Origin of the sequence: Halobacillus sp. HZG1 (genome assembly GCF_035818575.1) — a bacterium.
Lineage (GTDB): Bacteria > Bacillota > Bacilli > Bacillales > Halobacillaceae > Halobacillus > Halobacillus litoralis.
The window spans coordinates 24,348-35,605 of the sequence record NZ_JAYLVQ010000081.1 but is presented as its reverse complement, the minus strand read 5'-3'; the positions used below and the strand labels follow the sequence as shown (position 1 = coordinate 35,605).

Genomic DNA, 11,258 nt, shown 5'->3' with positions numbered 1-11,258 from the left:
TGAGATTTCCCTTTGCTTTAAGCAAATAAGATCCCTCAGAGACGATGAGGTTGATAGGTCCGAGGTGGAAGCGTGGTGACACGTGGAGCTGACGGATACTAATGGATCGATGACTTATCTATCTGATTATAATCATTCGTGAAGAACGTTGCTTTTCAAATAAGATATTTCCTTATCCAGTTTTGAGGGTTTTCAAAAAAACTTGAATTTCCCCCTTGATTTTTTCTCTGAAGGGCAATATAATATATCTTGTCCCTGAAAAACAGAGATTTACAGAGATCTGGTGATGAAGGCGAAGAGGTCACACCTGTTCCCATGCCGAACACAGCAGTTAAGCTCTTCAGCGCCGATGGTAGTCGGGTTTACCCCCGTGAGAGTAGGACGTCGCCAGGTTTCAACAATATTCCAACGTAGCTCAGTGGTAGAGCAATCGGCTGTTAACCGATCGGTCGTAGGTTCGAATCCTACCGTTGGAGCCATATGGAGAGTTGTCCGAGTTGGCCGAAGGAGCACGATTGGAATTCGTGTAAACCGTTACCACGGTTTCGAGGGTTCGAATCCCTCACTCTCCGCCATCTAACATTGGCCCGTTGGTCAAGTGGTTAAGACACCGCCCTTTCACGGCGGTAACACGGGTTCGAATCCCGTACGGGTCACCACTTATCGGAGGATTAGCTCAGCTGGGAGAGCACTTGCCTTACAAGCAAGGGGTCGCAGGTTCGAACCCTGCATCCTCCACCATATAGAAATTCAATATCATGAATTCTTAGAAGAATTCACAACATCGCGGGGTAGAGCAGTCTGGTAGCTCGTCGGGCTCATAACCCGGAGGTCACAGGTTCAAATCCTGTCCCCGCAACCAAAATGGTCCGGTAGTTCAGTTGGTTAGAATGCCTGCCTGTCACGCAGGAGGTCGCGGGTTCGAGTCCCGTCCGGACCGCCACTTTTAAATTTAGTAAATACATAGTTTGGCTCGGTAGCTCAGTCGGTAGAGCAACGGACTGAAAATCCGTGTGTCGGCGGTTCGATTCCGTCCCGAGCCACCATTAAGCCGGCCTAGCTCAACTGGCAGAGCAACTGATTTGTAATCAGTAGGTTGGGGGTTCAAGTCCTCTGGCCGGCACCATCTGAAAGTTTTTTCAGCGTGGAGGGATAGCGAAGTTGGCCAAACGCGGCGGACTGTAAATCCGCTCCCATCGGGTTCGTAGGTTCGAGTCCTACTCCCTCCACCATTTATATTTCAATCAAATAGGGGTATAGTTTAATGGTAAAACTACGGTCTCCAAAACCGTCAATGTGGGTTCGATTCCTACTACCCCTGCTTTTTATCATGGCGGTTGTGGCGAAGTGGTTAACGCACCGGATTGTGGTTCCGGCATTCGTGGGTTCGATTCCCATCAGCCGCCCCATTTATAATAATAAAGCAAGAGATACATTGGCCCATAGCCAAGCGGTAAGGCAACGGTTTTTGGTACCGTCATGCGCTGGTTCGAATCCAGCTGGGCCAGCCACTTTAATTGCGGGAGTAGTTCAGTGGTAGAACACCACCTTGCCAAGGTGGGGGTCGCGGGTTCGAATCCCGTCTCCCGCTCCAAAAAAATCACATATTCTTTCTTACTTGAATATGATACAATCGTAATTGAACGTGATATGGCGGCATAGCCAAGCGGTAAGGCAGAGGACTGCAACTCCTTTATCACCGGTTCGATTCCGGTTGCCGCCTCCATAGTCACATGCCGGTGTGGCGGAATTGGCAGACGCGCACGACTCAAAATCGTGTTCCTCACGGAGTGCCGGTTCGACCCCGGCCACCGGTACTAACTAAACAACAAAAACGTTGTAACAACAAGACTTCGCACTAATTAGTGCGAAGTCTTTTGTATTCTCATTACACTATAGAATATCCACTAAAAAGTGTGTCATGGGCATTTTCCTTATATAATATCAAAAAGAGACTTTATGTATGAAGTCTTTTTCTAAGAAAAATAGAGAAGAAACGATCACTGAATCTGCAAAAGATGAAAAAGGAAAACCAGATCACGTGGTGGAAATGCATGTAGCTAAAAACTCTGCTGTCCAAGTAGTCGTTTCAGAAGGAATTGTTCAAAACTATATCTGAAAAGTGTTAAGAAGCTGAAGGAGTGCCTTCAGCTTCTTTTTTTTGTTTCTCTTTCATTTGATCCCTAAAATTGGGAGATTCAATGAATAAGGATAGGGGTCAGTTGGATAGAATGGTAGTGGGTGATGAATATGAATATAAACATGTTTATCGAGTACGCGGCTTTCATGACCTTATTGGTCCTTGCCATTTTACTGACACTAAGAGTCAGAAACGAGGAGCAGCCGGAAGCAGTGGATGCTGATGGCTTCAGCTCAAATTTAGTCCGTAAATTGTACGAAGGGTTTCTTGCTTATGGCCTACAACCTACTTTGCGTTATCAAGTGGAAAAGTACACGGTTGATGTCGCATTTCCAGAATTGAAAATTGCTGTAGAGGCTGTAGAGCATGACTTTCTCATCTCTTCTGATGTGTGGGAAGATGAGTGGGAAAAAGAGTCATACCTTAAAAATCATGGTTGGACTGTCATGAGGTTCAGTGGAGCGAGGATCGATGAGGATCTTTCTCGGATTGTTGAAAAGGTGAGTCGAGAGATGACGGGTAAGTCTAACTCCAGTTAAGGAAAAGTAAGAAGTCAGGCGAATGCCTGACTTCTTATTTTTTGTTAATTAGATACAGAAATGTGTTTCGCTTCTTTTGTGCTATAAAGGCCCTTATCGGTAAGCTTCAAGCTTGGAATGACAGGTAGGGTAAGAAACGACAGGGTAAGAAAAGGGTTGAAATCATTTGTGAAACCCAGGGTTGACAGATCTTTGTGAATCTCTATTAATTGATGAGCTACCTTCTCATACCCTTGATCTGACATCAGTCCAGCTATTGGAAGGGGCAAGGAAGAGAGTGGTTTTCCTTCATGAAATAAGGTCATCCCTCCACCGATGCCCCCTAAGTGTTGGATCGCTTTTTCGAGATCTTCATCGTTTGTGCCTAAGGCTACGATATTGTGGGAATCATGGGCAATGGTTGTTGCAATAGCTCCTCTTTGAAGCCCCATTCCTTTTACAATCCCAAGTCCAATATTCCCCGTATGGTGATGTCTTTCTACGACGACCAACTTCATATGGTCTTTGCTCACCGAAGGTTGAAAGTAGCCTGATTCTATCTCCACCTCTTCTATAAGGTGATCGGTTTTAATTTGGTTTTTGTTTATCTGAATGATGTTCGCCTTTTTTGATTCAGTTATAGAAATACGCAGCTGTTCTTTTGAAAGGTTTGGAATATGAACACTGTTTGTGATTTTAGGAGAACTTGAAGAGGAAGAACGAAAATCATCCACTAATTCTCCTTGGAAAGCCACTTTCTTTCCTTTCTTAAAAACCTGTGTCACCTTCAGTGCATGTAAGTCATCAAAAAATAGGAAGTCGGCCATGTATCCCGGTGCAATCGCTCCTTTATGGTGGAGTCCATAACACTCGGCTGCATTTATTGTAGCCATTTGGATAGCGGTGATTGGATCAAAGCCCAGGGCAGAAGCTAACCGGATGTGATGATCAATGCTTCCTTCATTTAAAAGGTCATCGATATGTTTATCATCTGTACAGAAAAGGCAACGTCTCGCGTTCTTTTCGTTCACTACAGGCAGAAGGGCTCTCAGGTCTTTGGCCGCAGACCCCTCACGGATACTCACATACATCCCCCGTTGAAGGCGTGCGAGGGCTTCTTCTACAGTATTGCATTCATGATCGGTTTGAACACCTGAACTTGAATAGACATTTACAGCATCTTCATCCAGCCCTGCAAGATGTCCGTCGACATAGCCGCCTGCTTGGATTGTTTGTACAATCTTTTCCAATAACCCTGGGTCAGCGTTTTTCAGTGATGAATAATCCATCACTTCTCCAAGACCCAGAACTTGTGAATCAGCATGAAAAGGATGAAGATCCGAGGCCTGTAATTCTGCCCCTGACGTCTCAAATGGCGTGGCTGGAACACTGGAAGGAAGCATAAAGTGAAAGTCCATGGGAAGGTTTTTAGCGTCATCGAGCATAAACTGGAGGCCATCTGTTCCAAGGACGTTTCCTATTTCATGAGGATCGGTAATCACCGTGGTCACACCGTGAGGAATGACGACTTCAGCGAACTCCGAAGGCGGGACCATGGATGATTCAATGTGTACATGAGAATCAATGAAAGAAGGGGCCATGTACTGACCTTGAGCGTCCATCACTTCCTCTCCTTCATATTCTCCTAACCCTGCAATGAACCCATCAACGATCGCAACATCTTTATGAATGATTTCCCCATTGAATACGTCAACGATCTGCGCATTTTTAATGACCAGGTCAGCTGGACGTTCTTTATTTGCTACTTTGATTCTTTCCGTTAGTGTTTGAATTTTCATCATTTTGTTCCTCCTCTTTCTTAAAGCCTGTGCGTGTGCAGAAATCAAGAGAAGGATAAGAATATCCTTCTCGTAGTCAAACCATTTACGGTGGTTCGGTAGAGACATTTGGACCTTATTTCCAAATTTATACGCAAGGTTTTTATTATAATTATAGGAGATTCTATCCTTCCTCAAGATGCTTGTCAATGGCATGTTTTTAGGTGAAAGGATTCTCATTTGAGCTCATCTAGTTTAATATGAGAAGGGAGAGAAAATAAACGGTAAGCAAAAAAGGAAGGTTCAGATGTTTGCAATGGAAGAAAACATTACGCGAATTCATATAGATGATAAGGAATATATACTTGTTGGCACGGCTCACGTTTCGAAAGCAAGTGCTGAACAAGTTAAAGCTGTTATCGAAGAAGAGCAGCCGGATTCAGTTTGTGTCGAACTTGATGAGCAAAGGTTTCAGTCCATCCAAGATGGTGATCGTTGGAAGAACACAGATATTTTTGAAGTGATTAAAAATAAAAAAGCCACCTTGTTGCTCGTTAATTTAGCGATTTCCTCATTTCAGAGACGTATGGCAAAACAGTTTGGTATCCAAGCGGGCCAGGAAATGATCCAGGGGATCGAATCAGCTGAAGAAGTCGGGGCAAAGCTTGTGTTAGCTGACCGGAATATTCAGATCACTTTTTCAAGAATATGGGGCAACATCGGTTTCGGTGGGAAGATGAAGCTGTTATTATCCATCTTTTATGGCATCTTCAGTAACGATAAAATCTCTGAAGAAGAGTTGGAAAAGATGAAATCCCAGGATATGCTTGATGGGATGCTGCAGGATTTGACGGATAACTTTCCAAAGTTGAAGAAACCTTTGATTGATGAACGAGATCAGTACCTGGCCCAGAAGATTAAAGATGCACCAGGAGAGAAGGTAGTCGCTATTCTAGGAGCGGCCCATGTACCTGGAATCAAGGAAGAGATCCACAAAGAACACGATTTAAAAAAGCTCAAACAGCGTCCGCCAAAATCGAAAGCACCGAAGATCATTGGGTGGAGTATCCCCGTGTTAATTGTGTCCATCATTCTCTACACCTTCTTTTCGAACCCGGCTGCAGGTACACAACAAACCATCAGCTGGGTGCTTTGGAACGGGTCTTTTTCTGCCATAGGAGCAGCGGCAGCCCTTGCCCATCCTTTAGCTATAGTGTCAGCATTCGTCATGGCGCCGATTACATCATTGAATCCATTGATTGCTGCAGGCTGGTTTGCCGGGATTGTGCAAGCTTATTTCCGACGTCCAAATGTAGCAGACTTTGAAACGTTGTCTGATGATGTAACAAGTGTAAAAGGTTTCTGGAACAATAAAGTGACTCGTATTCTTCTCGTTGTTGTTCTAGCCAATATTGGAAGCTCCTTAGGGACATTCATAGGCGGAGCGGATGTCATTCGATTATTTTTAGAAAACTTATAGATTGTTAAAAAATGATAAAAAGGAGAAGCTTTCATAAAGCTTCTCCTTTTTATTTACTGTTATTTAATGGAATGTTACAATTGCATTACAACAAAGTATCGGAAAATATAAAATTATAAAAAATCATAGGAGAAAGGGATGGAAAATGAGTAAGTTCGTAAAAGGAACTTCCATTCTTGGTGTACTCGCACTAGGATTTGGAGTGTGGCAGATAACGGAAGTCGATCAGCAGGAGAATGTAAATGTTCAAGCTATCACCAGTGATGATCAATCCTATGAAACGGTGATTATAGACAAAGCAGATCCTGAAGAATTGGATGGGGTAGTGGAAGAAAAATTTGTTGATAACCGAACACTACAGTCCATTCGGGAAAGTATGGACGGGAATGAGGATATGAAACAGTTAATTGATGGTCTTGGACGGGGAGTAGAGGCAGACTTGGGAGAACACCGCGTAGATACAGAAGAAGATTGGAAGGAATTAGAGCAAGACACGAAAGAAAAGCAAGTAATGATCAAAAAACTGATGGATATGACAAGTCATGAGGATTTAAAGCAAATGGCTTCCGTAGCGCTCAAGAAACTGGAGCAAACCATTCAAAGTCGTCAGTTTACCTATTACAAAGAAGCGGTCGAGTCGTTTAAAGTTCTTTCTGATCGTCTCTAAATGTGATGGAAAACCAAGCCTTGCCGAATTATACATACAATTGAGGAGTGGGTGCTTTCTCCTTGTATTCCTTTTTTCAATTGCCGATTACAACGCATGAACGGATATGGTTTTTTATTCCCCGTAATGGATGTTTCTTCTTTGCTTCCATTATGGGGGTTTTCTATCTAAACCTATGAAAAAGGGAGAGGCTTGTCGAATGAATCAGCCCTTCGGAACCCCGGCCCCTGTTTTATGTGGTAAAATTTGTTTATTTTTCACATTTCGCGTTTTCACAAGTAAAGTAAGGGGGATGAGAAGAATGAACAAATTCTTAAGGAGGTTACAAATAAATGTCCATCCAACTAAAAGAAAGATTGGGTACGGAAGAGTTAAGTCATTTGAAGACCGCGGCAATTCTTGAATTTACGGAAGAGTTATTCGAATCAGATCAATACCGTTTGTTAGAAGTCATCGACTCTGATCAACAACAGCTGTTTATTGTGAATCGTAACGACCGGACGCTAACGGTGCTCAGCCTTTCCCAGGACATGGCCTTGAAAAAAGAAACGTTATTTACAGATCGTATTATTTCTATGAAAGAATACTTTGAAGACTATAGTTTGTCAGAAAACACCCCTCCTCGTAAAATTGAGGTTACCTTTATGGAGGGTCGCACCTTATTGATTGAGCCTGAAAGCTCCAAAGAACAAAACAAAGATTACAAGAGGGACGACGTCAGAAGGCAAGTCGAGGAAGATTTTGAACATTTAATCGCTGCTTTGAAAAGTACGGTTATCTTATAAAAGGTAAATAGATTAAAAATATTTGAGAAACCGAGGTGCTGCACTTCGGTTTCTTTTTATGTCTATAAAAGAATAAGGGAGGATGGCATTAGTAGTTTTTTCTTATTTTTTGTATGGTGATGTCTGGATCGTATAAAAATGAGTTTACAAGGGATCCTAAGGGAAAGTACCATCTCACTACCTCTGAAAAACTAATCCACTCACTTAAGATGCTCTATTGTTTACAGCAACATGTTTAGCAGAACTACAGCTAAAATGCTTGTTGGGGGTGAATCTTATGGATTCTACTACTTTAGTTGATCTCTTCAAACTGTTCATCGACTCTATCCACTTTATTGCTTTTCTAGTGTTCTCCATGATCTACGTGTATCAGTCTAAGAAAAGTTGATTGGTTTTTTGTAGCTTAAGAAGTCTGGTAGAGATATGATTCTCTCTACGTTTATGGAAGTGGAGGAGGTGGGGAAGCGCGTCATTTTCTGCCGCCCCGCTTCCCTTTATCAAACATTTTAAAATGGCTTCAGGGTTATGGCGCATGACTGTAACTCGTGTTGAGAAGTTTAAGGGGAGTGGTTTTTTGGTACACTACATAAAAGCATATTTATACGAAACTAATAAAGTAAAGAAGAAGTAAAATTTCGACAAAAAATCGTAAATTTCATGTTGCGTCGCTAGATTTCGAATGTTATGATTACACATGTAAACGATAAGAGTTGTCCGAACAACTCATGACCCCTACAAACTTTGCTACTTTGAATAACCGAGTAGAAGAAGGGGCATGAACGAACCTCGGCAAAATATGATGATTTTTAATTACGCGGGTGTAGTTTAATGGTAAAACCTCAGCCTTCCAAGCTGATGACGAGGGTTCGATTCCCTTCACCCGCTCCAATGCTATTATTTTATACTTATGTGAACCAACGCAGTGTTTCGTTAAATGGGTAACGAAGCATTGCGTTTTTTATTGATGAAATTTGGATAAACCCTATAATAGACCTACTTGTTCAAGGGAGGAATCCATGATGAAAAAATTGCAACAACATTTGAAACAAATCGATGGTAAAAGTTATAAAGCCTATAAACAAATTCAAGGGACGTATTCATTCGACAGATATGATTTGATGATCGATTATGTCCAGGGAGATCCTTTTGCCGCTCCTTCTAAAATCCGTATCCGTATTCCTGATTCTGAGCGGAGGATTTTTCCAGATTGGATGAAAAACTCCCGCAGGAAGTATTATGCTGAAGATCAGATCACGAGAGCGATTGCAAAAACCATTTATAAAACTCAAACCAGTGTGAAAGGTTCCGGAAAAAGTGGAATGATTGCAATCGATCAACCGGGACAGGAAATTTTGGAAAGAACGTCCGTTTCTTTGACCGCAGAGGATATGACGGTCTGTCTTACGGTTGGACTGCCGGCGAATGGCAGGCGAATCAATGGGAAACAAGCGGAAAAGCTTTTCCTTTCTATTCTCCCGGAGATCATGAACCAATCTGTTTTTGCTATGAAAGATAAAGAAATTGAAGCGGTTTGCCAACTTGCCGACCAACATCAAACGATCCTTGATGAAATGGAGAAGAATGATTGGATTTCATTTGTTGCTGACGGGGCTATCCTTCCACGGGAGAGTGGCATTAGTCAAAAGCCGATGCGGGGGGCTGTCCCTTTTGAAAGCCCTGAATCAAATCGGGTGACAATCAACCTTCCTCACAAAGAAGAACCTTTAACCGGCATGGCATTGAAGCGTGGAATTGTGTTAATCGTCGGCGGGGGCTATCATGGTAAAAGTACCCTGTTGAACGCAATGGAGCGTGGCGTGTATCCTCATATGGCAGGGGATGGACGTGAGTATGTGCTGACAGATCCTTCTGCCGTAAAAGTGAGAGCGGAAGATGGACGTCAAGTATCCACCGTGGACATATCTCCATTCATTAAAAACCTTCCCCATGGTACAGATACGACAAAGTTTTCAACGGAAAATGCCAGTGGAAGTACATCACAAGCGGCCAATGTCATCGAATCTCTGGAGGCAGGTGCATCCACCTTGCTGATTGATGAAGATACGAGTGCAACAAACTTTATGATTAGAGATGAGCGCATGCAGGAACTCGTAGTGAAAGAGAAAGAACCGATTACCCCGTTCATCGATAAGATCAAACAAATGCGTGATGAATTGGAAGTTTCTACGGTTCTGGTTATGGGGGGATCGGGCGACTACTTCCAAGTGGCTGATGATGTCATTATGATGGATCAGTATATTCCCCACAATGTCACGGAAAAAGCGAAGGAAATCGCCAGTAAATATCCGAATGGACGTATGGAATCGTCTGATGCTTCCTTTGGTGCTGTACCGAAACGTTCCTTTTTACCTCAAAGCCTGCAAACGCGTAAAGGAAAAAAAGAAAAGGTCCAGGCCAAAGGTATGCATAAGATTTTGATGGGGCGTGAAGACATCGAGTTAGATCATGTGGAACAGCTTGTAGATGCATCACAGACAAGGATGATCGCTGATTTACTCCTTCATTTAGATAAAAAAGGCGTACTGAAGCGGGAGAATTCGCTTCATGAACTGCTTGATTCTATTGAGCTTCAATTGGATCAAAAAGGTCTGGCTTCATTTGCCCCGTTTAAAGACCAGCATCCAGGTGAGCTGGCTAGACCAAGACGTTTCGAAATTGCTGCTACGCTGAACCGGATCCGGACAGCGAAAGTGAAAGACTTGAGATAGAAAGGAGGTGTGTCAGGGTGGATTTTCATCAATTCAAAGAGGAAGTCATTGCCTACAGTAAAGAAATCGGAATTGACAAAATTGGATTTGCTTCCGCTGATGTTTTCGGCGAGTTGAAAGCGCGCCTGAAAAGACAGCAGGAACTTGGCTATCAGTCCGGTTTTGAAAAAGGATCTGTTCAAGAGCGCACAGATCCTGGCCGGCTGCTTCCCGGAGCTCAATCCATTATTTCCATCGCCCTGGCCTATCCTTCAAAAATGCATGATGCTCCAAAAAGTAAAAAAGGGGACCGGCGAGGGATTTTCTGCCGGGCTTCCTGGGGGCGGGATTATCATGATGTTGTACGAGACCGCCTCAATCGTCTGGGTGCCTTTTTACAGGAAAAATTTCCGGATGTGGAACTGAAATCAATGGTGGATACGGGAGAGCTATCTGACCGCGCTGTAGCCGAGCGCGCAGGTATCGGTTTTAGTGGGAAAAATTGTGCCGTTATCACTCCTGAATTTGGTTCATATGTATATCTAGGAGAGCTGGTTACGAACATTCCATTTGCCCCGGATGAACCGGTCGATGATAGTTGCGGAGACTGTAACATCTGTGTCGATGCATGCCCAACCGATGCCCTCGTTCAGGGCGGTCAGTTGAATGCCAATCGGTGCATCGCATTCTTAACACAGACGAAGGATTTTTTGCCGGATGAATTCCGGACGAAAATCGGAAACCGTCTTTATGGCTGTGACACTTGTCAGACCGTTTGCCCAAAAAACCGCAAAAAGGATTTTCATAATCATGAAGAATTCGAACCAGATCCGGAAATCGTCAAGCCGAAATTAACCCCATTGCTATCGATTTCAAACCGGCAATTCAAAGAGAAATTCGGTTTCATTTCAGGATCATGGCGTGGGAAAAAACCGATTCAACGAAACGCCATTCTTGCTCTTGCGCATTATCGTGATGAAACTGCTATAGATGAATTGATTCGGTTGATGAAGGAAGACCCTCGTCCTGTCATTCGTGGCACGGCGGCCTGGGGGCTTGGAAAGATTGGCAAAACCGAGTGTTTTACAGCTATCGAAGAAGCAATGGCTAAAGAAGAGGATGAACAAGTGCTTTTTGAAATGGAAAAGGGCGCTCAATTTAAAAAACTGTAACCAAATGTAC

The 11,258-nt window shown here is 43.2% G+C and carries 8 protein-coding genes, 16 tRNA genes, 2 rRNA genes and 1 riboswitch; of the genes, 25 read left to right on the top strand and 1 reads right to left on the bottom strand.

Annotated elements, in window-relative coordinates:
- The 19 genes from VKA52_RS17235 to VKA52_RS17145 form a co-directional block, all read left to right on the top strand.
- A 23S ribosomal RNA gene (locus VKA52_RS17235) occupies positions 1-122 on the top strand; the annotation flags it as partial.
- 157 nt (positions 123-279) lie between these two features.
- Positions 280-393 (top strand): 5S ribosomal RNA (rrf, locus tag VKA52_RS17230).
- 11 nt (positions 394-404) lie between these two features.
- Positions 405-479: transfer RNA gene (locus VKA52_RS17225), tRNA-Asn, on the top strand.
- A 3-nt stretch (positions 480-482) separates the two neighbouring features.
- Positions 483-575, top strand: a tRNA-Ser gene (locus tag VKA52_RS17220).
- Between the two features lie 9 nt (positions 576-584).
- Positions 585-659, top strand: a tRNA-Glu gene (locus VKA52_RS17215).
- Between the two features lie 6 nt (positions 660-665).
- Positions 666-741 (top strand) — tRNA-Val (locus tag VKA52_RS17210).
- Positions 742-785: 44 nt separating this feature from the next.
- A tRNA-Met gene (locus VKA52_RS17205) sits at positions 786-862 on the top strand.
- Positions 863-866: 4 nt separating this feature from the next.
- A tRNA-Asp gene (locus tag VKA52_RS17200) sits at positions 867-943 on the top strand.
- 27 nt (positions 944-970) lie between these two features.
- Positions 971-1,046: transfer RNA gene (locus VKA52_RS17195), tRNA-Phe, on the top strand.
- A gap of 4 nt (positions 1,047-1,050) precedes the next feature.
- Positions 1,051-1,126 (top strand) — tRNA-Thr (locus VKA52_RS17190).
- A 20-nt stretch (positions 1,127-1,146) separates the two neighbouring features.
- Positions 1,147-1,232: transfer RNA gene (locus VKA52_RS17185), tRNA-Tyr, on the top strand.
- Between the two features lie 18 nt (positions 1,233-1,250).
- Positions 1,251-1,321 (top strand) — tRNA-Trp (locus tag VKA52_RS17180).
- Positions 1,322-1,333: 12 nt separating this feature from the next.
- Positions 1,334-1,409 (top strand) — tRNA-His (locus VKA52_RS17175).
- 27 nt (positions 1,410-1,436) lie between these two features.
- Positions 1,437-1,511 (top strand) — tRNA-Gln (locus tag VKA52_RS17170).
- A gap of 8 nt (positions 1,512-1,519) precedes the next feature.
- Positions 1,520-1,594, top strand: a tRNA-Gly gene (locus VKA52_RS17165).
- 58 nt (positions 1,595-1,652) lie between these two features.
- Positions 1,653-1,726, top strand: a tRNA-Cys gene (locus tag VKA52_RS17160).
- Between the two features lie 9 nt (positions 1,727-1,735).
- A tRNA-Leu gene (locus VKA52_RS17155) sits at positions 1,736-1,817 on the top strand.
- 146 nt (positions 1,818-1,963) lie between these two features.
- Entirely contained in the window at positions 1,964-2,119 is a 156-nt protein-coding gene (locus VKA52_RS17150; protein WP_326316579.1) for a hypothetical protein, read from the top strand.
- A gap of 125 nt (positions 2,120-2,244) precedes the next feature.
- Positions 2,245-2,679 carry a DUF559 domain-containing protein gene (locus tag VKA52_RS17145; protein ID WP_326316578.1) on the top strand — a complete coding sequence of 145 codons (435 nt, stop codon included), beginning with the start codon at positions 2,245-2,247 and terminating at the stop codon, positions 2,677-2,679.
- 44 nt (positions 2,680-2,723) lie between these two features.
- Here the strand turns inward: VKA52_RS17145 and ade are convergent, their stop codons facing one another.
- Complete coding sequence (ade, locus tag VKA52_RS17140; RefSeq protein ID WP_442788858.1) at positions 2,724-4,457, bottom strand: adenine deaminase; 1,734 nt, start codon at positions 4,455-4,457, stop codon at positions 2,724-2,726.
- Positions 4,458-4,510: 53 nt separating this feature from the next.
- A riboswitch (purine riboswitch) is annotated at positions 4,511-4,612 on the bottom strand.
- A gap of 131 nt (positions 4,613-4,743) precedes the next feature.
- On the opposite strand from ade, the gene VKA52_RS17135 reads away from it, so the two are divergent.
- The 6 genes from VKA52_RS17135 to queG all read left to right on the top strand — a co-directional run bounded on the left by VKA52_RS17135 (position 4,744) and on the right by queG (position 11,248).
- On the top strand, positions 4,744-5,916 hold the full coding sequence (locus VKA52_RS17135; protein ID WP_326316576.1) for a TraB/GumN family protein: 1,173 nt from the start codon (positions 4,744-4,746) through the stop codon (positions 5,914-5,916).
- Positions 5,917-6,061: 145 nt separating this feature from the next.
- Positions 6,062-6,583 carry a hypothetical protein gene (locus VKA52_RS17130; RefSeq protein ID WP_326316575.1) on the top strand — a complete coding sequence of 174 codons (522 nt, stop codon included), beginning with the start codon at positions 6,062-6,064 and terminating at the stop codon, positions 6,581-6,583.
- Positions 6,584-6,915: 332 nt separating this feature from the next.
- Positions 6,916-7,368 (top strand): hypothetical protein, encoded by a 453-nt coding sequence (locus VKA52_RS17125; protein WP_160915399.1) that lies wholly within the window; start codon positions 6,916-6,918, stop codon positions 7,366-7,368.
- A gap of 814 nt (positions 7,369-8,182) precedes the next feature.
- Positions 8,183-8,256 (top strand) — tRNA-Gly (locus VKA52_RS17120).
- 131 nt (positions 8,257-8,387) lie between these two features.
- Positions 8,388-10,097, top strand: a complete 1,710-nt coding sequence (locus tag VKA52_RS17115) for an ABC-ATPase domain-containing protein (protein ID WP_326316574.1) — start codon at positions 8,388-8,390, stop codon at positions 10,095-10,097.
- Positions 10,098-10,114: 17 nt separating this feature from the next.
- The gene (queG, locus tag VKA52_RS17110; protein WP_326316573.1) at positions 10,115-11,248 is read left to right on the top strand and encodes a tRNA epoxyqueuosine(34) reductase QueG; all 1,134 of its coding nucleotides are present in this window, start codon (positions 10,115-10,117) and stop codon (positions 11,246-11,248) included.
- Positions 11,249-11,258: the final 10 nt, after the last annotated feature.

Excerpts from the sequence above, each read along its gene's own strand:
- VKA52_RS17150 (WP_326316579.1), top strand. The coding sequence starts at position 1,964 with ATGAAGTCTTTTTCTAAGAAAAATAGAGAAGAAACGATCACTGAATCT.
- VKA52_RS17145 (WP_326316578.1), top strand. The coding sequence starts at position 2,245 with ATGAATATGAATATAAACATGTTTATCGAGTACGCGGCTTTCATGACC.
- ade (WP_442788858.1), bottom strand. The coding sequence starts at position 4,457 with ATGAAAATTCAAACACTAACGGAAAGAATCAAAGTAGCAAATAAAGAA.
- VKA52_RS17135 (WP_326316576.1), top strand. The coding sequence starts at position 4,744 with ATGTTTGCAATGGAAGAAAACATTACGCGAATTCATATAGATGATAAG.
- VKA52_RS17130 (WP_326316575.1), top strand. The coding sequence starts at position 6,062 with ATGAGTAAGTTCGTAAAAGGAACTTCCATTCTTGGTGTACTCGCACTA.
- VKA52_RS17125 (WP_160915399.1), top strand. The coding sequence starts at position 6,916 with ATGTCCATCCAACTAAAAGAAAGATTGGGTACGGAAGAGTTAAGTCAT.
- VKA52_RS17115 (WP_326316574.1), top strand. The coding sequence starts at position 8,388 with ATGAAAAAATTGCAACAACATTTGAAACAAATCGATGGTAAAAGTTAT.